Annotated in this window: 15 protein-coding genes, 1 other RNA gene, 7 pseudogenes and 1 riboswitch; of the genes and pseudogenes, 12 read left to right on the top strand and 11 right to left on the bottom strand. The window is 53.4% G+C overall.

The features are described from left to right. Positions 1-123: 123 nt before the first annotated feature. A complete protein-coding gene (locus tag DO97_RS04680) occupies positions 124-1404 on the bottom strand; it encodes a filamentous hemagglutinin N-terminal domain-containing protein (RefSeq protein WP_162182941.1) in 1281 nt (426 codons plus the stop codon). Between the two features lie 168 nt (positions 1405-1572). Further along, positions 1573-1941 carry an SH3 domain-containing protein gene (locus DO97_RS04675; RefSeq protein ID WP_036531413.1) on the bottom strand — a complete coding sequence of 123 codons (369 nt, stop codon included), beginning with the start codon at positions 1939-1941 and terminating at the stop codon, positions 1573-1575. 803 nt (positions 1942-2744) lie between these two features. On the opposite strand from DO97_RS04675, the pseudogene DO97_RS30765 reads away from it, so the two are divergent. Then, positions 2745-3456 (top strand): annotated as a pseudogene (locus DO97_RS30765) (IS5 family transposase); the annotation flags it as partial. Positions 3457-3460: 4 nt separating this feature from the next. Here DO97_RS30765 and DO97_RS04660 read toward each other — a convergent pair. Then, positions 3461-4669 carry a glutathione S-transferase family protein gene (locus DO97_RS04660; protein ID WP_036531411.1) on the bottom strand — a complete coding sequence of 403 codons (1209 nt, stop codon included), beginning with the start codon at positions 4667-4669 and terminating at the stop codon, positions 3461-3463. Between the two features lie 241 nt (positions 4670-4910). After that, positions 4911-5249: a phage holin family protein gene (locus tag DO97_RS04655; RefSeq protein WP_036531409.1), complete on the bottom strand. Its 339-nt coding sequence runs from the start codon at positions 5247-5249 to the stop codon at positions 4911-4913. 129 nt (positions 5250-5378) lie between these two features. On the opposite strand from DO97_RS04655, the gene DO97_RS04650 reads away from it, so the two are divergent. The 11 genes and pseudogenes from DO97_RS04650 to DO97_RS04615 all read left to right on the top strand — a co-directional run bounded on the left by DO97_RS04650 (position 5379) and on the right by DO97_RS04615 (position 14211). Continuing rightward, complete coding sequence (locus DO97_RS04650) at positions 5379-5882, top strand: pentapeptide repeat-containing protein (RefSeq protein WP_036531408.1); 504 nt, start codon at positions 5379-5381, stop codon at positions 5880-5882. Between the two features lie 4 nt (positions 5883-5886). Further along, positions 5887-7072, top strand: a pseudogene (locus tag DO97_RS04645) (5-(carboxyamino)imidazole ribonucleotide synthase). Positions 7073-7099: 27 nt separating this feature from the next. Beyond that, positions 7100-7282: non-coding RNA, 6S RNA (gene ssrS, locus DO97_RS21945), on the top strand. A 57-nt stretch (positions 7283-7339) separates the two neighbouring features. Next, a riboswitch (cobalamin riboswitch) is annotated at positions 7340-7490 on the top strand. A gap of 21 nt (positions 7491-7511) precedes the next feature. Next, a complete protein-coding gene (locus DO97_RS04640) occupies positions 7512-7703 on the top strand; it encodes a CbtB-domain containing protein (protein ID WP_036531406.1) in 192 nt (63 codons plus the stop codon). 46 nt (positions 7704-7749) lie between these two features. After that, positions 7750-8955: a hypothetical protein gene (locus DO97_RS04635; RefSeq protein ID WP_036531404.1), complete on the top strand. Its 1206-nt coding sequence runs from the start codon at positions 7750-7752 to the stop codon at positions 8953-8955. Positions 8956-9146: 191 nt separating this feature from the next. Further along, a pseudogene (trmD, locus tag DO97_RS30760) lies at positions 9147-9856 on the top strand (tRNA (guanosine(37)-N1)-methyltransferase TrmD). A 141-nt stretch (positions 9857-9997) separates the two neighbouring features. Then, positions 9998-10882, top strand: a pseudogene (glsA, locus tag DO97_RS04625) (glutaminase A); the annotation flags it as partial. 70 nt (positions 10883-10952) lie between these two features. Beyond that, a complete protein-coding gene (locus DO97_RS25895; RefSeq protein ID WP_239651452.1) occupies positions 10953-11144 on the top strand; it encodes a hypothetical protein in 192 nt (63 codons plus the stop codon). Positions 11145-11154: 10 nt separating this feature from the next. Next, positions 11155-11625 carry a P-type ATPase actuator domain-containing protein gene (locus tag DO97_RS25890; protein ID WP_239651451.1) on the top strand — a complete coding sequence of 157 codons (471 nt, stop codon included), beginning with the start codon at positions 11155-11157 and terminating at the stop codon, positions 11623-11625. A gap of 26 nt (positions 11626-11651) precedes the next feature. Next, on the top strand, positions 11652-13433 hold the full coding sequence (locus DO97_RS04620; RefSeq protein WP_239651450.1) for an HAD-IC family P-type ATPase: 1782 nt from the start codon (positions 11652-11654) through the stop codon (positions 13431-13433). 112 nt (positions 13434-13545) lie between these two features. Beyond that, positions 13546-14211, top strand: coding sequence for a hypothetical protein (locus tag DO97_RS04615; protein WP_036531403.1), 666 nt, complete (start codon positions 13546-13548; stop codon positions 14209-14211). Between the two features lie 243 nt (positions 14212-14454). On the opposite strand, the gene DO97_RS04610 is transcribed toward DO97_RS04615, so the two are convergent. The 7 genes and pseudogenes from DO97_RS04610 to DO97_RS04580 all read right to left on the bottom strand — a co-directional run bounded on the left by DO97_RS04610 (position 14455) and on the right by DO97_RS04580 (position 24549). Beyond that, the gene (locus tag DO97_RS04610) at positions 14455-14712 is read right to left on the bottom strand and encodes a hypothetical protein (RefSeq protein WP_036531402.1); all 258 of its coding nucleotides are present in this window, start codon (positions 14710-14712) and stop codon (positions 14455-14457) included. Positions 14713-14722: 10 nt separating this feature from the next. Then, positions 14723-16128, bottom strand: a pseudogene (locus DO97_RS04605) (cytochrome c biogenesis protein). 79 nt (positions 16129-16207) lie between these two features. Then, positions 16208-18683, bottom strand: a pseudogene (priA, locus tag DO97_RS30755) (primosomal protein N'). Positions 18684-18770: 87 nt separating this feature from the next. Beyond that, on the bottom strand, positions 18771-19133 hold the full coding sequence (locus DO97_RS04595; protein WP_036531401.1) for a rhodanese-like domain-containing protein: 363 nt from the start codon (positions 19131-19133) through the stop codon (positions 18771-18773). A 42-nt stretch (positions 19134-19175) separates the two neighbouring features. Then, positions 19176-20849: a GspE/PulE family protein gene (locus DO97_RS04590; protein WP_036531400.1), complete on the bottom strand. Its 1674-nt coding sequence runs from the start codon at positions 20847-20849 to the stop codon at positions 19176-19178. Between the two features lie 209 nt (positions 20850-21058). Then, positions 21059-23486 (bottom strand): annotated as a pseudogene (locus DO97_RS04585) (PhoX family protein). Between the two features lie 574 nt (positions 23487-24060). After that, entirely contained in the window at positions 24061-24549 is a 489-nt protein-coding gene (locus DO97_RS04580) for a hypothetical protein (protein WP_036531399.1), read from the bottom strand. Positions 24550-24681: the final 132 nt, after the last annotated feature.

Below are 24681 nucleotides of genomic sequence, written 5' to 3'. Positions count from 1 at the left end.
TACCTGGCTGTCATCGTGCCATGATCCAGGATCACAGCCTCAGAGGCTCTGACGATCAAGTACCCCCCCCGTCCCGTCACGGTTGAAGAAGTAAATGCAACCGGTGTCGATTCCGTGGACACCCTACCCCCCATCCAAGATCGAAAGCCGGGGGGTATTGATCGTAATGCTGCCAGCATCACCACTGCCTGCTGTCCCAGCAAAGAGCGTACTGAGGAGCAATTGGCCACTCTGGTTCCGTGTCCCGCCCGTAATCTCGACTTGGGCCGGGGCATTGATAATCAGATTGCCGCCTCGACCGCTGCCCAATGTGGTTGTGGTAATTTGTGAACCATCACGAACGGTGAGGGATGGGGTGTTAATGATTAAATTCCCCCCAGGTCCAGCTCCCAGAGCTAGCACAATCATGCTCCCTCCACCCTGACTGCCCGAGAGTTCCACGGACTGCGACCCATTGATCAGCAGACTGTTAGCGGGCTGATCACTCAAGTTAGCCGCGATGATTTCCGTGCCCTCGTTAATCTTGATGTGTTGACCCTGTAACTGAATTTCTCCACTCGGCAACGGCTGTCCTAGGGTCAGACTACTACTGACATCAATCACAGAAGTAATCAGCGATGTCTGCTCCTGACGCTGTGTAATTTGAATATCTCGAAAGGCTGAAACCCCTCCATAGCTAAAGCTCCAGCCCTGCGCTTCAGGCTGCAGACTCACCAGGGCATTGCTACCAACACTCCCCAACTCTACCCGACCGCTGGGCGCGGTGATATTGCCCCCCTCCAGCAGGATCTCACCCCCAATCAATGCCAGGGTCTCACCGGGATCAACCTCAAGTCCCCCCGGTTCCCCGGCAAAATTGGGAGAGATCGGGTTAATGGCTTGGGACCGCTGGATAATGGCTCCGGGGTTGTCTCCAAATTGCAACCCAATGGGCAGGCTGACGGTGAGTAATGGCGAAACTTGGGGATCCCGCGCACTATATCGCGTACCATCAGCAAACTGAATCTGGCTGGCCGTGGAACCGACAAAAGAACCCCGCAGATCCAGGCTGGCTCTAGGCCCAAATAGAATCCCATTGGGGTTGATCAAAAATAGGTTCGCGGTGCCCAAAACCCCTAAAGTTCCCTGAATGTTAGAGATACTCGTGCCCGTAACGCGACTGAAGATATTGCTTACCCCGCTGGGATTGGTGAAATAGGCTGCACGCCCCGAGGCAATATTAAAGTCCAGAAAGCTATGGAACAAGTTGCCACCACGGATTGCCCCTCCATCAATCCGATCGCCCATCTGGTTGTTGAAGGAAACATTGGGGACAACAACCGACTGCTCCGCTCCCAAAGTTGAGTCAGGGGTGATTTGAGCACTGGCAGCCTGAATGCATCCGTTGCTCTGACTCGTGGCCAACCCAAAAACTACTAGACAGCTGATAAAATTTCTGGGGTTTTGACAGCACCGCACCATATTAATCTGCCTTCCCAGGGATGACTCTGCTTGTATTAAATGGGATGGAGCTTCCATAAAACAACCCCCTAGTCTGCACTAAGGGGTCGGGGAAGCAGAAAAATCGACGATTTAGCAAACCAGACAGCAGGTTTTGGGTGGGAAAGGACAGCCTGGGCAATAAAAGGTACAAGCTGCAACCAGGAAACTCTTACCAGGCTGGTTTGGTAGGGTCAGATAATCTGTAGAAACCCACCCACTCCCCCCAGAAGGAGTGGTAATCGCTGCCCAGTGCTTGCCCGGATCTAAGGTTCTGGCAGCGATCAAGGTCCCGTTAGGGATGGTGCCCACAACGGGAGCATTGAGATTGCTACTGGCCCGAATATTCAAAGGCCGACCTGCGGTTTCGACTCGCAGTGAGAGCGGCTGACAACTCTTCTTGGGAGCAGGTGCAGTCTGCGACGAAGGTAGGGGCGTTGCCACCACTACTGCAGAGGTCATTGAGACTCCAGTCAGGGTAAGAGAGGTAAAAGCAGCAGAAACAAGTATCCCCTTCAGATAATTCATGATGATTACCTATGTTGAGTTGAAGTTTTGTTGAGTTGAAGTGTTGAGTTCAAGCGTGTGAATTGAGAAAACCATAAATGATTTAACTAGTTTGAACTGTACGCTAAAAAACACAAATTCAACGGATTTCTTAGAAAAAATCTAAAATTGTCTGGCACTCAAGTAATTGAAAATTTCTACCTGGTATCAGCAGTTTTTCCGGTTTTTACGCAATTTTTAACAAAAATTAACTATAAGCCCAAAAGCTTTATGGGAAAGCTTTTGAAGCCAATTTTATCGCCAGTATTTCATTTGATCTAATGCACCTTGGTTTAAATTAAATCTCGTGACCAAAATTTAGATCCCCAGAATTTAATTCAAACTGTATTAATATAAATAAATTGAATAAAATTTTGGAATTACGGTAGATATGCGGAATTTCATGACCTCTCTAAACCAATGACTGTTATGGAAAATCTCTATGATTTGCAGATACAATTCTAGTCATTATGAATCTTGATGCTTTAGAGGATGTTTTAAAAGGGTCGGCTTGAGCCTCAAATACGACTCAGTGGTGCAATCTAAAATCCATAAACCCTGATTCTGTCGTAGCGGTCTCTAGGTGGTCTGAGTGGTTGGATACACCCAGGAAGACTTTTAAAACATCCTCTTAGAGTCTGTTTCCAAAGAAAGAAGAAGTTGCAAGTTAGAAGCAAACCTCGTGAGTGAAGCTGAAGTCAGCACTCAATTCTAACAAGATGCTTCGCAAAGAGTATCCCAGCGACTTAACTGATGCCGAGTGGAAGGTGATAGAACCCTTGCTCCCTGCTGAATCAGCAATTGGCCATCCGAGAGAAGTTGACTTTCGTGAAATTGTTAATGCCATATTCTACGTGCAACGAGAGGGCTGTACTTGGCGAGGGTTGCCAAGCGACTTTCCACCCTGGCAAACGGTCTATAACTATCTACGACATTGGCAGAGATTAGGCATCTGGCAACAGTCCATGACCAGTTGAGAATCCAACTTCGGCAAGCGACTGGCAAGACAACTCAGGCAAGCGCTGCTATCCTCGATTCTCAATCCGTCAAAACGACGGACAAAAGGGGGAGGTCTACGGCTACGACGCAGGGAAAAAGGTTAAAGGACGGAAGCGATTTATCCTCGTCGATACCTTAGGTTTGCTGATTGCAGTGGTTGTTATCGAGGCCAGTTGTCCAGAGCGCTTAGGCGGGGCAGCTGTGGTCTTCGAAGCGAGCGAGGCTGCTACTGAGCATCTCAGCAATGTCTGGGTAGACCAGGGATTTATTGGAGCCAATTTTGCTCGGGTCGTCAACCAATTAACTGGGGCTGAGGTTGAAGTGATTTGTCGTCATAGCGCTGAATTTGAGATTTTACCCAAACCATGGATTGCGGAGCGAACGTTTGCCTGGTGGAATTCCTGCCGACGTTTGAGCAAGGACTACGAAGTAATGTCTACGCAGGGCTGGCAAAGTTAGCTGGGTCTTGATCCCGACGATGTGGAACTGGAATCGGTGTACCTTGTCCAGCCCCAACTAAGGCAGCAGTTTTTTCCAGTGCTTCCCGTAGCCGTTTAGCCGCGTAAATAGACATATCCCGAGGGACACAAATGCGATCGCGTAAATAACGCAACGCCGAGTCAGATCCCATGGGTGGGGTGCAGACTTCCCCGGTGATCATCAAGGTCAGCGCACAACGCAGGGCTACCTCAAAGAGGTGGTCATCGGCGGGATTCACCCGAATCAGGTTGTTGCGGTGCTTGATCACTCGGGAGAGGGCTTCCCCTCGGGAATTGTCTGGCTCTGGGTAGGTGGCATCGGGCAACCCACTCCATGGGCCGTTATCAACCCGTGCCTTATTCAGAAGCATTTGAGGCTCACCATTTTCCCAGCAGCCTCCCATCTGGGGTGGTAAGTCATGGGCGTGGGTATGGAAGTCACTCTGGGTGCCGCGATAGGTGGGTCGGCTTTCCATGGCATCAAACCAGTCCGATAAGTGAGGGTTTTCTTCTCGCAGCGAGTAGCCCTTGTAGTAGTAGAGACTGGCATTCATCCGCTCGACATAGGGGGTGAAGATCACATCGACGGTGCTGAATTCTTCCAGAAAATAGGAACCGCAGGTACGGGCTAGGGCTGTCTCAACCTGGCCGACGACAGCTGTAAATTGTTGCCGCTGGCGTTGCTCTTGCTGGGGTGACCCTGTGGGATAGCAGAGCCAATTACACCACGCTCTAAACAGGAGTCGTTCCAGTCGCCGCAGGGGAATCACCGTGGGGTCTTCCATGCCCTGTCCCAGGGGCGCAAATACCTGTTCCAGAGCCATGAGAATGTCATCGCTTTCCGTGATCAGGTGTCCGTCTAAGGCGATCGCAGGTAACATGCCGGAGGGCACCATGCGTTTGTACCAGCTCTCTTTTTCCCCATAGCAAAACATCGTTACTTTTTCGATGCGGTAGGGGATCTGTTTTTCCTCCAGCCACAGCCAGACTTTCTGGCAATAAGGGCACCACGCATGGTGATCACGGTAAAGCGTCAGCCTGACCTCCGCTTCAGTGTGACCGAAGAGGCGCAACCGAGCTTGGGCATTGGTGGGGCCATTGACCGGATCAACTTGCAAGGCTGTGAGTGCTTCTAGGTCTGTCCAGCTGAGGGGCGCACGGGTCATGGGGGCGGGGATCCTGAATGATCTCAAGGTGATTATCTGAGAACGGCACTGCAACCTCGGGGGCTTTGACACCCGGTGCATTCCCCCCGGATTTAACGTTGGGGACTCCCGGTCAACTATGCACCCAGGTTCCCAGGCTCATGGCAGCCGGAGATACCGTGATGGTTCCAGCAATCCAGAGACTGAGTCTCGTAGAACATTAAGCCCTTCCTCACGGCTGAAATGTGGCAGTTAACCCTTCCTACTTGAGGAGATTGTTCAGTAGGCTGGAAATCAAGGTCAGTACCACCGAACCCAAGAGGGCGGGAATAAAGCCTTCCACCTTAAATCCGGGGGTGACGCTACCCACAATCCAAAAGGTCAGCGCATTGACCACAAACAAAAATAATCCCAGGGTGATAATCGTCAACGGCAGGGTTAACACCACTAAGATGGGTTTGACGATGGCATTGGCTAAGCCTAAGACAATCGCCGCGATCGCCGCTGGAATCACTCCACTGACCACTAATCCCGGAACCAGTTTGGCGGTGATCAGCAACGAGAATGCAGAGATAAGCCAAGTCAGTAAGAAGTTCGACATTTTTGGCGGGGGTTTTAAACTAGGATCTTAGCTAGTGGGTGGCGCTTGATGGGAGGATAGTCCCTCTGTGTCCCCACCCTAGCACATCGTCCAGCCTCCCGAAGCCATCGTCTCCTTCCCTCAACCTCCATGCAATTTTCTGGTTCGCTGCGCTTCCTACTGACAGGGTTACTGGTGATTGTCCTCCTGCTGGGAGTCCCTCCAGTTCTGGCTGCGGATTTCCCTCCTCCTCTTTCTTTTAGTAACGCCGAGCTTTCTCGTCGGGACTTTTCTGGACAGAGTTTACCCACCGCCGAGTTTTCCAATGCCAATCTGGAATTTGCCAACTTTGCCGGTGCTGACCTGCGCGGCGCGGTGTTAAGTGGCTCAACCATGACCAAGGTGAATTTACAGGGGGCAGATTTGTCCAACGCTATGGTGGATCAGGTGAACTTGCAGGGAGGGAATTTAGAGGACGCGGTGTTGAGTGGGTCGATTTTGCTGAGAACGTTATTTACAGGGGCAAAGATCACCGGGGCAGATTTTAGCGATGCGATTTTGGATGGAGCCCAATTAAAAAGCCTCTGTCAACAAGCCAGTGGGGTCAACTCCAAGACCGGGGTGGCAACCAGGGACTCCTTAGGGTGTGGCTGAGCGGATGAGCTTCCTGCAGCGAGTCGGTGTAATTGGCGGGGGACAACTCGCCGGGATGATGGCAGCGATCGCTCCCTCCCTGGGAATTGAGCTGGTGGTTCAAACCCCCGATGCCAGCGATCCAGCCGTGGCTGGGGCATCTCACACCATTTTGGCGGCGATCGCAGATAGGGAAGCCACGGCAGCATTGGCAACCTACTGTGAGGTGATCACCTTTGAAAATGAATTTATTGATCTCGAAGCTCTCTCTGCCTTAGCGGCTCACGGGGGTTTGCTTTCGCCCCAGTCTCACAGCCCTGGACCCCCCTCCTAGACAAGTACCAGCAACGTTGTTTTCTCCAGCAACTGGGTCTGCCGGTTCCCGCCGTTTTTTACCCTGGACTATCGGGGGAGAAGCCCTGGTAACACCCTTTACCCCCACCTTTCCGGTGGTTTTCAAGGCCCGACGCTGCGGCTACGATGGTCAAGGCACCTTGATCTTTCCCGACCAGGCGGCATTGGATCTGGCGTGGAGTCAGCATCAAGACCCCAGTAAAGCTTGGTTGACGGCACCTCTGATTGAAGCTTTCATTCCCTTTGAACGAGAACTGGCAGTGATTGCCGCCCGATCGGTAATGGGGGAAGTGGTGGTGTATCCCGTCGTTGAAACCCAGCAACATCAACAGGTCTGTCGCCGGGTATTGGTACCTGCCGATCTGCCGCCTCAAGTGATTCAAACGGCTCAAGCGATCGCCCAAACCCTCCTGACCGCACTGGAGGCCGTTGGTGTCTTTGGCATTGAATTCTTCTACACCGCTGAGGGCAAACTGCTGGTTAATGAGATCTCACCCCGCACCCATAATTCCGGTCACTACACCCTCGATGCCTGTGAGACCTCCCAGTTTGAGCAACACCTGCGAGCCGTGAGTCAGCTACCCCTGGGAAGTCCGGCTCTGAAATGTCCGGGAGCCGTGATGGTCAACCTCCTGGGCTATGAATATGCCAAAAGTGACTACTGGCTCAATCGGCAAGCCCTAGCAGCCATGCCTCAGACCTTTGTCCATTGGTATGGGAAAACGGAATCCCGTCCAGGGCGCAAGTTGGGCCATGTGACCGTGCTCCTCGACCAGGCATGTCGTGCCCAAGCCCTAGCGATCGCTGACCAGATCGAGTCTGTTTGGTATGGCAAAATAACTAATTCTGATCTTTAACAGCTGATCTGAGTAAAATGGGGGGGAGGTATGCTGCAATGTTGGTGACTGCCAATATTGTTTTTTGATCTATACCCTTTTCATCGGGAACGATCCCAGGCTGGCAGCAGTAGACCGGGCCAGTACCCGGAAACTTTAACCCAGCACGACAGTTCCCTCCTGGTTTTTACCAGGTCAAAAACTGAGGTAAGACGGCGTTGCGGTTGCCTTAACCGAATCAAGATACATGTTACAAAATGGTCTCGATGCGGACTTAGTAAAGTAAACTTCAGAAACACTTAGCACGGTTCTGGTGGGGATCAGCCATCAGAGGAAACGGGGAAAGTTTGGTGCAAGCCCAACGCTGTCCCGCAACTGTGAAAGAGCTGCTCCTTGGCGCTCTTCAGCCAGAATGCCCGCCGCTGCTTCTACCATGCTCCACTCATCTGCGAGGTATAAGATGACGGCTCAATCTCCGATTTCGACTCAGCAACAGGTTCGGCGCTGGACGCTCTCAACGCCTGTCCAAGCGACCCTCTACCTCTCGCTCTGTTCCCTCACACTCTGGACGCTCTACTTCACGACGTATCCGCCCATTCATGACCAGTTTCATTCCCTGCGTCATCATACCTTGCTGGTGGGTTGTCATTAAGGGCTGGCTATTTCCAACAGGTGTGGTGAAAGTTCAGGGTTAAGTAATGTCAAAATTCAAGTTCTCTGTTCTCATCAGTGCGGCTTGCCTGATGGGTATATTTTTCTATGGGTTGGTAGGGGTTTCTCAGTCTTCCCCACCGTCTGTGCGACTGACCACAATGCCCTCTGTCCAACAGATAATGCCGTTTGAAGCCGAGGCCACCAGCCCCCAGACTCCGGTACAGTTGACCCTGCAAGCAGTGGACGGGGCAGGTCATGCCCTGGAGAATGTCAATCTGCATCTGCAAATTTTGACGCCCAATCCAACGCCCTGGTTGACAACGGATTTCCCCATGGTGGAAGGTACTGAGCTGCTAGAAATGACAGCGATCGCCCCCCAAGGGATCTTAACCCTTCAGCAAATGTTACCGATTCGGGGGACTTACCAATTGCGGGTGCAAGCCACCCCAATCGTCCCCCATGCCTTTACCCCGATCGCCCAAACCCTAACCTTCTCTGTGTCGGAGAACTGGGTAAAGTATCGCAACTTTGCCATTCTAGCGGTGAGTTTTATTGATGGTCGGCCTCCGGGGGGGGCTGGGGTCATCGGAGAGCGATCCGCAATCCAGCCGGGAGCAATCGCGCCGCAATCCGTGCGGCTATTGCTGAGTGGGGCTATTGTGGTGGCGATCGCAGCCCTGCTCTGGATCAACATCAGCGCCGAACTGGCTCCATCCCCCCATTCGATGGCTATGTCACACGACATGGGAATGTCCCACGACATGGAAGTGCCGCCTGCGGTTGAGATCCCCACCCAGGCTCGATCTCAGGGATGGGAAATGCACCTCTCCGGCGATAGCCATGCCAGAGTCGGCCAACCCGCTCATTTACAAGTACAAGTGATGGACACCCAAACCCATCAACCCGCCACCGATGTGCTGTTGCGGATCACAACCACCCAACTGGAAAATCACTGGATTGCCTTTGCCTATGAAGGGATTCCAGATCCCCAGGGACAATTTGTCTGGCAGCAACAATTTTTTGATGGGGCTGCTCACCAAGTTACCGTGGAGGCAGCTCCCCAGGTAGGGGCAGAGCGGCAATTTCGCCCCTTTCAAGTGGGGCAGATCCTGGAAGTGGAGGGGGTAGCACCACCCCTGCGGGTGCGGATCATCACTCTCATCTACCTCACCACGCTGGTGGGGCTGGGGGTATTGCTGGGATTTCAATTACGACGGTGGCAACCCGGTCTGTCCTCGGCGCAGCAGTAAAACTTCTCCCCTCTCCATGGCCATGACTGCGGATAAGCACTAGATCTCTGGTCGGGGCTGATCTAGCATAGCTCTGTTGTCACTGTCAGCCAGATCTCCTGTGCAGCACGTAGATTTTTACGAGGGGCGATGGTCAACGATGCGACCTAGCTCTCCGCCCAAGACTGCTCTCCGAGCCTCGGGGAGGGGATATGCGCATTGATATTGTCACCTTGTTTCCTGATTTTTTTAGTTCCCCCCTGACTTCGGGACTCTTGGGGAAAGCCCTGACGAAGCAAATCGCAGTGGTTTTCCTGACAAACCCCCGTGACTTCACCACGGATAAACACCATCGGGTGGATGATGAACCCTATGGCGGGGGGGTTGGGAATGCTGATGAAGCCAGAGCCGATTTTTGCCGCAGTGGCATCCCTCCCCAGCCTCTCCCCCCGGGCTGGTGTTGTTGATGACACCCCAAGGGGAACCCCTAAAGCAAGAGCTGTTAAAGGAATTTGCCAGTAACTACGAGCAACTGGTGATTATCTGTGGTCACTACGAAGGCGTGGACGAGCGGGTGCTCCATCTAGTGGATCGGGAAGTTTCCCTGGGAGATTTTGTGCTCACCTGCGGTGAGATTCCAGCTCTGGCACTGATGAATGGCGTGGTGCGGCTGTTACCCGGCACAGTGGGGAAGGAAGCGTCTTTAAAAGCTGAAAGCTTTGAAGCTGGACTATTGGATTATCCCCAGTACACCCGACCCCCTGTGTTTCAGGGGTGGGCGGTGCCGGAGGTGCTCCTCTCAGGCAACCATGGGGCGATCGCCCAGTGGCGGGCTGAACAACAACACCACCGTACCCGCGATCGCCGACCGGATCTGTGGGCAGCATGGTTAGATGATCAACAACCCGGTTCCAACTCCTAAACGTTTCCCGTCAACGGTAGCGCTGAAATCCCTATGCTTGAAGCAGTTGAAAACGGCATTACCAGGCTGAAAAACCATCCCGCAGATCTGCAAGCCTTTCTAGAGGCGCTGCACCCAGCAGTACCACCCCCGTGGGGGATCGGCAAGGTGGCAAGCTACATTCCCGAACTGGCGAAGGTGAACCCTGACTTGTTCAGCATTTGCCTGGTGACGGTGGATGGGCAGGTGTTTGAGGTGGGGGATTTTCAACAACTCTTCACCATTCAGTCGATTTCGAAGGTCTTTGTTCATGGGCTTGCCCTCGAAGATCATGGGCGGGATTACTTGCTCACCAAGGTGGGTGTGGAGCCCACGGGGGATGCCTTCAATGCCATTATTTTGGATGAACATTCCAAGCGTCCCTATAATCCAATGGTCAATGCCGGGGCGATCGCCACGACGAGTCTGATTCAGGGCCAGGGGCCAGCGGAACGACTCAACCGCCTGCTGTCAATGTTTCGGCGCTATATCGGCCATGATGTTTACTTAGATGGAGCGGTGTTTGTCTCTGAACGCACCTCCGGACATCGCAATCGCGCCATGGCCCATCTCATGCTGAATTTCGGCATGATCGACGAACCAATTGAAGAATCCCTGGATTTGTACTTTCAGCAATGTTCGGTCATGGTCACCTGTCGAGATTTGGCCGTTATGGCTGCTACTCTGGCCAATCATGGTGTCAATCCACTCACAGGGGAGCGGGCGATCGCAGGTCAGTATATCAAAGATATCCTCAGTGTCATGTACACCTGTGGCATGTATAACTTTGCCGGGGAGTGGGCCTACCAAATCGGTCTTCCCGCCAAAAGTGGAGTCTGTGGTGGCATTATTGCCATCGTCCCGAATTTAATGGGCATTGGGGTGTTCTCGCCCCCCCTGGATCAGCGGGGCAACAGTGTCCGAGGGGTCAAGGTCTGTCAAGCCCTCTCCCAAGAGTTTGAGCTGAACCTGTTTGATCTCCTGCGACAGCAACTGCACCCGTTCTAGCAACGCTTCTGGTATGCCATCGCCTCCGGTCAAACTTTAACAGACGCTTAGAACCAGCAGCTCTTTCCCTATGCACCGCTCCTCCATGAGTCAGTCCGATATTTTAGATGCCACTGTGGTGTTGCAGGGCTTAACTCAAGATCAAGTCACTCAGCAACGGGCCGCTGGTTTAGGGAATGATGTCAGGCTGCAAACCAGCCGCCCCTATCGACAAATCCTGAAGGAAAATATTTTCACCTTCATCAACGCCGCGTTTTTTTAGCATTTGCCTCGTGTTTCTATTTCTGGGGCGGGTCGGGGATGCCCTGTTGGTGGTGGTGGTGATCTTTGGGGGGGCATTAGTTAACATTGTTCAAGAAATTTGGGCCAAGAAAAAACTAGATGAAATCGCCCTGCTGCACCGCCCCCAAGCCACGGTAATTCGGGAGGGTGAGGAGCTAACGGTTGATCCGGTCGCCTTGGTGGTGGGGGATTTGCTCCCCCTGCGACCGGGAGATCAAATTTTAGTCGATGGTCAGGTGGTGGGGGAAAAGCGGATGGAGGTCGATGAGTCCCTGCTGACAGGAGAATCGGATTTAATTCCCAAAGAGAAGGGCGATGGAGTCTATTCAGGGAGTTTTTGCGTCAGCGGCAGTGGCTACTACCGAGCCGAGAAGGTCGGTACGGCTACCACCGCCTATCAGTTAACTGACCGGAGCCCGAGCCTATCGCCAAATGCAGACCCCACTCCAGCAAGAGATTAACCTGGTGATTCGGGGTTTTTTTTTAGTTGATTGCTTGTTTCCTCTGGATTTTAGTGGGGATTAGCTTTGTCAGTCGGGTGCATTCCCTGAACGATGTGGTGCAGCGGGTAGCGGTGATTGCTGGACTAGTACCCGCAGGCTTATTGTTGGCCATTACCCTGGCCTACGGTTTGGGAGCCGTGCGGATGTTGGGACAGAATGTGTTGATCCAACAGGCCAATGCAGTGGAGTCCTTGAGCAATATCAATGTATTGTGCCTAGACAAAACTGGCACCTTGACAACCAATCAAATCCACTTACAAACCGTCCTGGCCCTTGATCTGCCCGAAGCCGAACTCTTGGCAATCCTGGGGGATTATGCAGCCACGACCCAGAGTGGCAACCGCACCAGTGAGGCGATCGCCGCTGTCTGTCCAGGTCAAGTGCGCCCGATCGCGGCAGAAGTTTCCTTCTCCTCGGCGCGAAAATGGAGTGCTTTGGCGTTTGACCATCCCGATTACCCCGGCAGTTATGTCCTGGGAGCCCCAGAAATTCTGGCAGCCGTCACCCCTTTGATCGCAACCCTGCAACCCCAGATTCAGGCTGGAACCGAACAGGGGTTGCGGGTCTTGTTGTTTGCCCATCACCCAGGAGAACTGGCGATCGCCGACCCACCTGAATTACCAACGCCCCTGACGCCCCTGGGAATTCTGATCTTTGGCGATACCCTGCGTCCCGAAGCGAAAGCCACCCTGGATGGGTTTGCCCGTGCGGGTATTGAGGTCAAAATTATTTCCGGGGACAATCCCCAAACCGTTGCCGCCCTGGCTCGACAGGCTGGACTCCAGTCTGACATCAAGGTGGTTTCCGGTCAGGAGCTTGCCCAGATGGATCCGGCAGAATTTGCCCAAGTGGCTCAAACCAGTACGATCTTTGGGCGAATTACCCCCGATCAGAAGGCACGGCTGGTGCGCTGTCTTCGGGACTCCGGGCGCTATGTCGCTATGACGGGGGATGGGGTCAATGATGTGCTGTCGTTGAAACAAGCCAATCTGGCGATCGCCATGGAAAGTGGCAGCAAAGCCACCCGTGGGGTTGCGGATATTGTGTTGCTCAATGACTCCTTTGCCGCCTTACCCCGAGCCTTTCTCGAAGGTCAACGGATTCGCAATGGGGTACAGGATGCGATGAAACTGTTTATGGTACGCGGTTTGTGTGTCACCCTGCTGATTTTTGCCACGGCGGTGGTCACCGATAGCTTTCCCCTGGAAAATAAGCAAAGTGCCATCATTGCCCTGATTGGGGTCGGCTTCCCCACCATGTTCATTCCCGTCTGGGCGACACCAGGTGCCCTACCCCGACGCAGCATGGTGCGCTCGATGTTGCATTTCATTGTCCCGGCCAGTCTCAGTCTGGCCTTGGTATCGTTACTGATCTATTTGCTCTATCTAGTGGTAGCGGTGCTCGATCTCCCTCCTGAGGCCGAACTCACCGATGTCGATCTGGCAATTCCCCGCACCGCCCTGGTGACGATTTTGATCATGGGGCAACTGCTGCTAATCCCCTTTCTCAAGCCGCCAACGACCGCCTGGGTGGGGGGAGAGCCCCTGAGTGGTGATTGGCGCTATGCCATGGTTGCGGTTGTGCTCCTAGGGGGCTACTTTGTGATTGTTGCGGTTCCGGCTTTTCGTCAATTTTTTGAATTGTCTCGCTTAAGTAACTTCAGTTATCTCTTTATTGGCTGCGTGGCTTTAGAGTGGTGCTTGATTTTGCGTCTCATCTGGCGTACTCGATTTTTAGATCATTTTCTGGGAGTTGATCTCGATTGAGCCAGAGGACGCGACAACCAGTGGATGACTTAAGTTCTGGATGGCAGGGAGAGGAATCACAGATGGCTGACAACGATGGTTTATCCACTAGCAGTGCCAATGGGAAACGGCCATGAATCAGTTACCTCCCACCGCTGCAACGCCCTCAATCCCCCAGTTGTCTCAGAATTACTCCGTCAGTATCTGGGAAGGCATCGCCATTACTGCGGGTGCTGTGGCGCTTGTCATGGTGGCTCTCATGGGGTTGGGAATGAAAGCAGTGCGCTATGCCTTTGATCCACGGCGGGCCGAGGCGATCGCCCAAAGCATGATCAGCTACCAGATCCCACCCAGCTCCACCGGTATCTTTGGGGTCAACATTGGGGGTCTGAAAGTGGCAATGGTGATTAGTAGCAACCCTGATCAAGCAGATACTGAACCCGCAGCCACCGCCCTCTTGATTGTGAAAGCGCCCGTAGATGACCCTGGGAGTGAAGAGCATCCCTGGAAACTCACCGATTACGCCCTCTCCTTTTCTGAAGATTACCCGAGCGAGAGCCAGTTTCAGGTAGATACCGCCCAAACCACATCCCTGTCCTTTTGCGGTCAGTCGGTGCAGGTACTGCAACAGTTTGGCACCCTGACCCTGGTCAATTCCAACCGTGAGGTGGCTGCTGTCCGCTACGAAGCTGCAACTATTTTCAACAATAGTCAGCGCTTGGTGGTACTGATGACCACGGGGCCACAAGCCGAAAAAAACGCTGCCGCCGTCTTCCAGTCGCTTCAGTGCAAAATCTAAGTCCTGATTTTCCAGAATCCATCCTCAAGGGTTAGCGTCAATCCAGTTCATCTGAAATTTACTGAGAAAAAACTCTCAATAGAGATTGACAAAATTTGTCAATAAATTTATAGTGATTTTCAGTGTTCTTCTCTCTTTACAAGGATCGGCAGATGGGGTCAGTGAGCTAGACGCAGGCTGACCCCATTTTTTCTTTTGAGCACCCCAATGAATGGACGGCTGCAAATGGGGGGAGCTTGCTGATCACCATTGCAGATAAGCAGCTTCAGACCCTTGCTCCCGGCGAACTTTGCTATCTTGCTCAAACCAGGCAATCACCTGAGGGGTGGTTAAGTTTTCGATAGGGATCTGATTTTCCTGGGCGATATGTTTCAACAACTTCAGCGACGACAGGGTCAACCGGGTCAAAAACTTTTCATGGGAGGACAGTAGGGCTGCATCCACCTGAGCCGACTGATCTAAGGTTAAAAATTGCTCGGAGGGAGGTTGGGGAATGGTCATAAGTTCAATCTTAGGAACGAGCGCAGGACTCGGAGAGCGATTCAGGGGTAGCATCCACAGGTTGCTGACTCAGTTGCTCTAACACGGTGAGGAGTTCGCGCTCAAAGGCTACCTGGGCGCGGTTGGTGCGCCCCCCCGACATAAACGGAAGCCTTCGTGCTTCAGTGCCCAGACTTGGGAGTGGGAGATGTAGCTCATGATCACCCCTAACATTAACAACCCAAACCCCAGATAAACAATAGGAACTCCTGGATCAGCTTTAATTTGCAGTCCGGTACTGCCCACCAGATCGGCGATCGCTAAGGTCACCCCTTCCACATCCGTGGACATGCCCTTCCGCACCGTTGATACTAACTTCCCGGTACTGTCATAGACCAGTAGCATTCCCTGTAAATCCCTGGCAATCAGGGAGACCCCCGTGCTCATATCGGGTTTGGTGGGCACCCAGGTTCCCCAGAGTCGCCCCCTGCCTTCGGTGGGTAAGGATGCCATGGGGATCTGCAAGATCGGACTGTTGTTGATCTTCACCTGTACCGCTGCGATCGCCCAATCTGCCTGGTAAAACGTAACGCCCTGGTACTTCAAGGGCTGATTCACATGGATCGTTTGGCGATCCACTTCCTGCCCTTGGGGGTCGAGAACGGATAGATCGGAGTAAAACTGATCAATCACCCCATCAGGGGTATAGTCAATCCAGAAGCGGTTCACCTTCACCGACCAATCCTGGGGCATCTGGGCTTGAGACCAAGGCCCCGCATCCACAATATTCTTCACCTGAAAGGTGTCGCCACTGGGAATCATCTCCTGGGCCACAAATCCGGTCATAGCTCCCCAAATGGCCCCCACCAAGATGATCAACATACTGGCATGGACGACAATCGGCCCGATCCGTCCCACCAGTCCTTTGTGGGCATAGAGAGAACTCCCCTCTTGAAAAATCCGGTATCGACGCTGCCGCAACAGGGGAACTAAATCGGCTAAGGAACCCGTTGTCAGTTCAGCACTCAGGGCTAGCTTCCGAAATTGGCGGGGCTGAGTATAAAAGTTCCAGGTGCGGGAAAACCAGCGCAGCGCAATCATCTGACGGGTAAAGGTACAGGCCGTGAGGCTGGAACCAAACAAAATCAGCAGCGATAAAAACCACCAGGTGCGATAGACGTGATCCAGCCCCAGTAACAACAACACTTTCCAGGTGAGGAAGCCAAAGAGAGCCGGATGTTCGGGGTAATTCGCCTCATAGAAAGCCGCCGCCTGTCCCTGCTCAATGACGGTACCGGAGATGCTCAATAGGGCGATCGCCAATAACAATCCAATGGCGAGGCGCAGATTTGCCAGCAGGGGCAACAGCTCTCGTCGCAGAAATTTTTGGGGAATGTTCAGGACTGTGGATAGGTTAAGTAGCAAGGTGTTTTGGATCTTGAGGATCGGCTCAGGTCTGTGAATATTCTACAACTCGACCCCAGAGCCTTAAATCTAAGAGATGGGGTGCTGGCACTCATAGCAAATTTAGGGGATCGACATCCAGGGTAAGGCTAACCGTAGGAGGGCACAGGGTGCGTAATTGGGTCAAATCACTCAAAATCGCCTCTGGTAAGGGCTGGAAGGACTTCAGCAAAATTTGCCAACGAAAGCGACGAGCGACCCGCATCACTTGGGCGGGAGCGGGTCCCAGAATTTCAAACCCCTCATGGGCCGCTTGCACCACCTGGAGTGCCCTCGCAAGTTCCTCTGCGGTTGCCTCCACGACCTCAGCATCCGTACTACTAAAGCGCAGTAAGATTAACTGTCCATAGGGTGGGTAGTGAAGTCCCTGGCGTTGCTGGAGTTCCGCCTGCATGAAGGCAAGATAGTCATGGCGCTGAACGGCTTGAATCACCGGATGGTCAGGGGTATAGGTCTGAAGAATCACGCGACCTGGATCATCCCCCCCGTCCTGCCCGACCCGCGACCTGGGTCAGGGTTTGGGCAGCGCGTTCATTGGCACGGTAGTCTGACAAATGCAACAACCCATCGGCGGCAACCACCCCCACGAGGGTCACCTGGGGCAAATCAATACCTTTGGTGAGCATTTGAGTCCCCACCAGTAAATCGGCTTCCCCCTGGGCAAAGCGGCTCAGCAGTGCCCTGTGAGATCCTTTAGTGCGGGTGGTATCGCTGTCGAATCGCAGCCATCGCAACTGGGGAAACTGGCGTGTGAGTTCCTGGGTGACGCGCTGGGTGCCGCTGCCAAAATGCTTCAAATAAGGAGAGCTACAACTGGGGCATTCGGGGGGGATGGCGCTGACTAAAGTTGCAGTAGTGACAACGCAATAACGGCTGGGCCTGTTCGTGAGTCCAATGGTAAGACAGGGAGACATCACAATTGGGGCAGTCGAGCACGTTACCGCAACTGCGGCAAGAGACAAAGGTGCTATGCCCCCGCCGGTGGATAAATAGGATGCCTTGCTGCTGTTTGGTTGACAGATCTCGTAAGGCTGACTGGAGGGCACGGCTAAAAATTGAGTGATTCCCTTGGTGCAATTCCTCCCGCATATCAATGATCTCTACAGGGGGGAGGGGGCGGGCGTAAATCCGTTCTGGGAGGGCGAGGTAATAGGGGGGCAGGGAACCCCCCTGGGTTTCGCCATAATTCTGGGTGACGGCTTGGGTGCTGATCCAGGTTTCCAGGCAGGGGGTCGCAGACCCGAGAATCAGGGGACAGTGACTTAAGGCTGCTCGCCACTGGGCAATGGTTCGGGCATGGTAACAGGGAGCTGGAGAGTCTTGCTTAAAACTGGTGTCGTGTTCTTCATCCAGAATGATCAAACCCAGTCGGGGTAGGGGAGCAAAGACCGCCGATCGGGTGCCAATAACCACCTGGGGATGGCTACAGAGCATTTGTCGCCAGGTATCGTAGCGCTCTCCTTCCGATAAGGCGCTGTGGTATACACAGACTTGATTGCCAAACCGGGCGCGAAAGCGATCGGTGAGTTCGGGGGGTGAGGCCGATTTCTGGCACCAAAACCAGGACAGAATCTCCCCGTTGGAGAATCGGGGCGATCGCTTGGAGATAGACTTCCGTTTTACCCGATCCAGTGACCCCATGGAGTAGAACCTGAGCTGCCCCAGAGAGTTGGGCGATCGCCGTCACCGCCACCGTTTGATCGGCTGTCAGCATTTGGGGATGATCGGGAACGGAGACAGCGCCGACTTCACCTCGGAGAACTTCCTGGGATTGAATCACCACCCAGCCCTGCTGCGCCAGCTTTTTTAAAGGTGCCCGTACTGGTGCGGCACCGTTGCAACAGGTCACTGAGCCATAATTCCCCGCCCTGTCCCTGGAGCACCTGCAACACCTCTTGCTGCCGAGGGCTGAGTTGGGTCATGGCATAGCCCGGTGTTGTCACCAGGGTGACGGCCTGACGTTGCTTCGGGCGCACCGAGGTCGGGGGTTCTAGATAGCTCTCCACCCAGCCCCGTTGCTGAAGTTCACGCAACCCGCGCGGGGCGGCGGGCACCTGTTGTTGCAGATAACGCCAGGAATAATCCCCCGCCGCTTGTTGCTGGAGCAGCCCTAGGAGTTGTTGGGCAGGGGCACTGAGGGGGAGTTCGGCGGTGGGGGAGGGAGGGGAGGGGATGAGTCGAATCCGCCGCTGCGATCGCCCCAAAAGTCCTGGGGGCAGCGCCACGCGAATCACGGCTATTAACGGGGTGAGGTAATACTGAGCCACCTGTTCCAGCAACGCCCAGTAGTGACTGGGAAAGAAGGCTGGGGTAATCACCTCTTCGACGGGTCGCACCCGATCAGGGGGCAGATCGGAAGGTAACTGAGCGAGGCAACGAATTGCGATCGCCCCCACCTGTTGGGCGCCAAAGGGGACGCTGAGAATATCACCGGGCTGCACCACCTGGTCGGGTTGCAGGCTGTAGGTGTAGAGTCCCTGTGCCCCTGGACAGTCCACTAAGACCTCGACCCAATGACTGCCTGTCATCAACGCTGGGGGTAGGGAGTCTGGAAGACCATCAGGGGGCGATGCTCGGAGAGCGGTCTTTGACCATCCCAAGGGAGAGGCATCTGCTTAATAACGAGGAATCGTTGGATCAACCCTGAGGGAATAGGCGTCAATGCCCCCCACCAAATTTTTGACCTGGGTAAATCCCTGCTGCACTAACCACTGGCACATCTGAGCTGAACGCATCCCATGGTGGCAGATGACAATGGTTTCAGCGTGGGGGTCTAGGCGCGTTGATAGGGTGTCCGACCACTGAGGGAACTGACTCAGGGGCCAATTCTCAAACCCCTCAAGGTGGGCGATCTCAACTTCTTGGGGTTCCCGAACATCTAACAGTTGGATGCCCGCAGCAGACTGAGTCTGTAAGTAATATCTCAACGCTTCGACAGTGATTTCCGAGAAAGCTGGGTCTATAGGTTTTAGAGACATAGGTTTAGCATCGATTCTGAGTATGAACCTATCATCGTAGGGTTAGGAACCAGATTGGGGGACAGCTGGCGAAGCCGCCTGACTGGCTTTGCGATAGAGGGCACTGTGGGGCAGAACCCGCAATACCTCTGAAATTGTGGTCACCCCGGAGGTCACCTTCAAAATTGCCGCCTTGCGGAAGGAATCGTAGTTACGTTCTTGCAAATAGCGATTGAGCTGGGTAATCGTGCCTTCATAGATGATTTGTCGCACCATTTCATCGACATCCAGTAACTCAATAATGGCCTCCCGCCCTAAAAAGCCCGAGTTGAAGCAGCGAGCACAGCCTTGGCCTTTGCGCCAAGTCATGGGATTGGCCTGTTCGCGAGCCAGACCCAGTACCTTCAAGTCATTGTCGCTGGGTTGATAGGGTTGGGTACAGTGGGGGCAAATTTTCCGCACCAGACGTTGCGCCACAATTCCCAACAAGGCATCGCTGATCAGACCGGGGTCAGGGCCAATGTCTTTGAGACGGGGAATCGCGCTGATGGCATCATTGGTGTGGAGGGTGGTCAATACCAGGTGTCCGGTGAGCGCTGCCCGAACCGCAGTTTCGGCGGTTTCATGATCCCGAACTTCCCCTACCATGATAATGTCAGGGTCTTGACGGAGAATTGCCCGTAAGCCCACAGCAAAAGTCATACCCGCCAGTTCATTCACCTGGGTCTGGGTAATTCGGGGGAGAATATACTCCACCGGATCTTCCACAGTTACGACATTCACATGTTCCTGGGCGATCGCCTGCAAACTGGTATAGAGGGTACTGGTTTTCCCCGATCCCGTCGGGCCTGTAAAGATGATCATCCCTTGGGGTTGACTGAGCCAGCGCTGGTAAATAGCCAGAGTTTTCTGGGAAAACCCCAATTCCGCCATACTGGCGAAAGGGTTTTCCCGGGGTAAGAGCCGAATTACCGCCTTTTCCCCCCCAACGCAGGGGAGTGTACTCACCCGCATATCAAGTCCTAAGTCTCCATCCTGCCCAGCAGTGTACTTGGCACCAATCCGGGCATCTTGGGGACGACGACTCTCAGCAATGTCCATATCTGACATTACCTTTAGGGCAACCACGGCACGACGGCTGACCTCAGGGGGCAAGATAGTAATATTCCGCAGAATCCCATCAATGCGGTAACGCACTAACAGCCCATCGGGTTGCGGTTCCAGGTGAATGTCACTGGCCCGATTCCGCAGTGCTCCTGAGATGATGGTACGAATCCGGCCAATCTGGTCAACCGCCTTCGAGAGGTAAATCTCCGTGACCTCACCAATATCTTCTTGCTCCACTTCCCCCGTCAGGGGGTTGACCAGGGGATCGGCGCTAATGCGATGGTGATCGAGCTTTTGGGTGTGGAACCAATTACGGAAGCTCTTATCCGAAACCGGAATGATCTTAATGTCGGTGAACACCCGATTACTTAAGTCTTTGATGGCCTCCGGCAGCAGCTTCCCAGGGCTACCCAGGTAGTAACAGTTACGCCACAACAAGAGCGGTAGCAAGGGAGGCAAGTTGTTGCGATCCGGAAACTCCCGTAGGAATCGACTGGTCACATCCTGATCTAGCAGTTCCAGATTGACGTTGCCGTCGCCATCGACTAGCAAATGGATGGCTTCTTCACAGCTAATTTCACGATTTTTAAGGCGCTGCCAAACGGAAAGAATCGGAGTGGTTGCTTGCATGGAGATCGCCGAAGTAAAACTGAACAGGCAGAAGTGGAGTCAACAACGAGGGAACGGGAACCTGAATCGGTTGAGTATCAATCGACTCCTAACATACTGTCATAACTTCGCCATTGGGGAAATTGACAGCATCCTGCAACAAAAAGTGCTGACAATCTGCCTGAAATTGCCAGCACTCCTTACTTCAATGAACCGAAATCAACCCAATTTTAGACAAAACGCCCTGTGGAGTTGATGCGGCGGATACCAATCACAGAAGGACGAGGGGGGCCATTGAGGTTGCCCTCGATATTGCTGGGCCAATTACTCCCCTGGGGCACATTGCGGTTTTGGGTAAACAGTGTGCCGTTGAGATCCAGCATTGGGATATCCCGATTCAAGACCGTTGTCGATCCAATCAAACAATCCTCACTCGGGTGCTGTACCGAAATAATCAGGGTGTCACCGCCAACAAAGGTTGGGCCAGTCATCTCACAGCGATTCGGGCCTTGGGCAAAGGGCACCATTTTCCCAGCATCGGGACCCGTGGTGGGAATAAAGAACATCCAGTTGCTGCCAAACACCCCAACCAGTGTGCTGACATCCCCAGTTTTGGCGTGATCAATGGTCGTTGGTATATTGGGAGAGCCCACGGAGAAACCATTTTGCAGATCCGTGGACATATCCGTTACCCCCCAGATATTGCCTTGGGGATCGAAGACCAGATTGTCTACGTTGGCAAACCCTGCCCCGGCAATGGAGCCAGCCTCACCGCCTTGAACAAAGCGTTGCCATCTAAAGGTGAGTCCGGTGCTGTCAGTACTGTCTTCAATGATTTTGTAGAGTCCCCCCGACTGCTGGGTGCCGTTGATGCCAGAGAAGGTCTTGGAAACCTGGAAGACATGGGAATCAGGATAGCCATCGCTCCCCGGTGCCCCATCGGTGTAGGAGATGAAAACTTCACGGGGATTACGGGGATTGACCTCGATGTCTTCGGGACGAGCGGTGGGGGTGCCCCCCGCTAGATTGGCTGCCAGGAAAGCATCGGAGAGAATGGCTCCCTGACTGGTGTAATAGTCGGACAGGAAGACACTGCCCAGCTGCCTTGGTGCCAGCTTTGGTTTTGTAGCTGTCAATCACCTGAGCTTCTGTGAGGGCACCAGCCCCTGTCACCGTCACCACCAGGGAACCGCCATCTCCCACTTGACCAGCGATGCCATCGCGTTTGGGGAGCCGGGTATTGCCGCCCCGCGAGACAGAACCCAGGGCAGCCAATTCAATAGCCCCTAAAACCGAAGGAGTTGCGGGGTTTACAGGCGAATTGAGGGAGAGGAGGATCCAGCGTCCTGTGCCATTGGCATTGAACTGAGCCACGTAGAGCTTTCCTTTGGCAAAGAGGCTACTGTTGGCTTTGTCCGTGGGGGTGACGACTTGATTGGTACTGACGTATTTCCAAGTGTGCCCCCCCCGACGGTCATCCCCCATGTAGGCGACCAGCTTCTTCCCTGGCTCAACCCGCATGGCGATGTTCTCATGACGGAAGCGACCAAGGGCGGTGTGCTTGCGAGGGCGGAAGTTGGGGTTTGCTGGATCAATTTCGGTCAACCAGCCATATTTTTCACCCACTAGACCAAATTCAGCCCCACTGGTGCCGCTGATATAGCTGGTTTGGGTGCCGTTGGGTAATACGCCTTCCTGGACGCCCATAAAAAACAAGCTGCTGCCTTGAAAGTTTTCTTCGGCGGAGAGGATGGTGCCCCAGGGGGTGGTGCCACCAGAGCAGTTGTAGGCGGTGCCGATAATTTTATTTCCCAAGCCATCGCTACTGAGATTAAACACTTCAGTAGCTGCGGGGCCAGTACTAACCAAATAGTTATTATCTCCCTGCTGATAGGAGTGACTTCCCCAAGCAGTGACGGATTGATAACCGTCGGTGCGTCCTGCATTGATCCCCAACCCTGAAAGACCATGAATGCGGCGGTTTTTGGCATCTCGAACCACCGTATAGCGGCGCTGGGGATTGCGGCGGGAGATCCGGAGAATCGAGCCTCCTTGGTTGTAGTAAAACTCACCCATGAGGAAGCGGCGATCGCTGGGACTCAGGGCAGAGACAGACGCCCCTGTAGGCAGACTGAAACCCAGGACGGCTAGGTCGGTTGTGGGGGTGTTGGCCAAACCTGCCCCCTGACCGGGGGAGACGGAGGACATAGGGTAGCTCACATACTCGTGGTTGACCCAAAGATAGCCCTCATCCGCCCCACTGCCAATGGGCACAAAGCCTGTGTAGTCAGCGTTATAGCCAAAGTAGTCCTCGGGGTTGGGAAACAGGCGATCGCCCCAACGAGCAATGATATAGCGCTCATATTCCGGGGGGACTACCACATCATCTTGCACCGTGTAGCTGGTGAGTTGGACATTGTTCGACGGCGGCAGGATTGACCCTTGTTGATTGATATCCGTCGGCAAAAAACTCGGGCGTTGCTGATAGATGGGCAGGGGGTGGGGTAAGCGCACCGGAGTAAAGGAAAGGGGGACACTTTGGGCTGTTGCAACCCCAGCCCCACCCAAGAGCTGGTTGCTGGCTACTGGTTCTAGGAGCGCGGCAGCGGTGCCAGCCCCAAAGAACACCAGTAATTGTCGACGACTTAGATTAGACATGAGGTTCTCTCTTTAGGTAATCACAACGACCCATCGGTTCTCGAAATCAAGACAAGCGTGAACGCACTACGTCAATCACCCAAAAATCTGGTAATGGATCGAGATGATCTACCAGACATCGATCAAGACTTGCAGCAGTAATGCCCTTGATTAGCACCCAACTCGACATACCAAAGCCGTGAGGCAAGAACCAGGACTTTTTGCAGTGCCCTTAAACAGTCAAGGGACTGATGCCACTGACCAGTGACCTCAAAAGCCCACCAATTTATCAACATTTCAAGACGAAAATATACCGTCTTAAAATTAAGGCTAGTTAAACACTTGGTTAATTCAGTTACTACTCCCAGCGATTGTGACCTCTCAGGAATTCCTGAAACATACGCTACATCTGACAAACAGCAAGTTCGCTGAATTTTTGATCGCGATCGCAACTTTAATCTGCTGCCAAGATCTGACCCTCCATCAAGGGAGAGTTAAGGGAAATTGCACGTGATTCATTTAGCACAAAATAGTGATCATTAACAAGAAAAACTCCCTCTGAGATAGATAATTCTCAGAGGGATAATGCAGAGGTTTAGTCGTCTCGGAAGGCAGGATCATTGACAAGGGAAGTACCAGGAGCAGCCGGAGAACTTGGAATTGGGCTGGCGATCGCCCCACCGAGTTGGGCTGGTTGGTAGGAGTTCACAAAACCCAGCAAAACTTTGGCAATGGTAAACCGCTGGGTCCACTGCTGCACCACGGGAAGTTTTTTCCAGTCACTGCGGGACACTTTCAGCAACAGTAACAGTGCTTCTTGGCCGTTGCGTTCACCAATCACTTGTAGATTCACCTCTGTCACTTGGGCATTTTTGACAAAGGTATTTTTAACGATCTGTGCAGTAATAATCTCAGCCTGCCGAAGGAATTGATCAAAACTCTGACCCTGAGAAACAGGCAGTCTATATTCCAGCTTCAATCCTTCGGCATTAACCGGAAGACTGTAGATTCCGAGAGAGAAGATCGGTATCCAAATGCTGAGGAAGGTCCATTGATGCTGTCTGAAAAACTGAAATATTTGCATCGTTGCAGTGCTGGATTGTTGAAGCTTTTCTATACAATTCTCTTGATACTTACAGAACCGCTGAATGAAACCCCGGTGATATAGAGTACCGTGGGCTGTTCCAGTATGGTTGTTTTCTAGCAAACACTGTAA

It is taken from the genome of Neosynechococcus sphagnicola sy1, assembly GCF_000775285.1.
GTDB classification, from domain to species: Bacteria; Cyanobacteriota; Cyanobacteriia; order Neosynechococcales; family Neosynechococcaceae; genus Neosynechococcus; species Neosynechococcus sphagnicola.
Note: the sequence above shows the minus strand (reverse complement) of the source record. Positions and strands in the feature narration are given on the sequence as shown.

Coding starts and splice junctions, on each gene's coding strand:
- DO97_RS04675 (WP_036531413.1), bottom strand. CDS start 1,941: ATGACCTCTGCAGTAGTGGTGGCAACGCCCCTACCTTCGTCGCAGACT.
- DO97_RS04660 (WP_036531411.1), bottom strand. CDS start 4,669: ATGACCCGTGCGCCCCTCAGCTGGACAGACCTAGAAGCACTCACAGCC.
- DO97_RS04655 (WP_036531409.1), bottom strand. CDS start 5,249: ATGTCGAACTTCTTACTGACTTGGCTTATCTCTGCATTCTCGTTGCTG.
- DO97_RS04650 (WP_036531408.1), top strand. CDS start 5,379: ATGCAATTTTCTGGTTCGCTGCGCTTCCTACTGACAGGGTTACTGGTG.
- DO97_RS04640 (WP_036531406.1), top strand. CDS start 7,512: ATGACGGCTCAATCTCCGATTTCGACTCAGCAACAGGTTCGGCGCTGG.
- DO97_RS04635 (WP_036531404.1), top strand. CDS start 7,750: ATGTCAAAATTCAAGTTCTCTGTTCTCATCAGTGCGGCTTGCCTGATG.
- DO97_RS25895 (WP_239651452.1), top strand. CDS start 10,953: ATGCACCGCTCCTCCATGAGTCAGTCCGATATTTTAGATGCCACTGTG.
- DO97_RS04615 (WP_036531403.1), top strand. CDS start 13,546: ATGAATCAGTTACCTCCCACCGCTGCAACGCCCTCAATCCCCCAGTTG.
- DO97_RS04610 (WP_036531402.1), bottom strand. CDS start 14,712: ATGACCATTCCCCAACCTCCCTCCGAGCAATTTTTAACCTTAGATCAG.
- DO97_RS04595 (WP_036531401.1), bottom strand. CDS start 19,133: ATGTCTCTAAAACCTATAGACCCAGCTTTCTCGGAAATCACTGTCGAA.
- DO97_RS04590 (WP_036531400.1), bottom strand. CDS start 20,849: ATGCAAGCAACCACTCCGATTCTTTCCGTTTGGCAGCGCCTTAAAAAT.
- DO97_RS04580 (WP_036531399.1), bottom strand. CDS start 24,549: ATGCAAATATTTCAGTTTTTCAGACAGCATCAATGGACCTTCCTCAGC.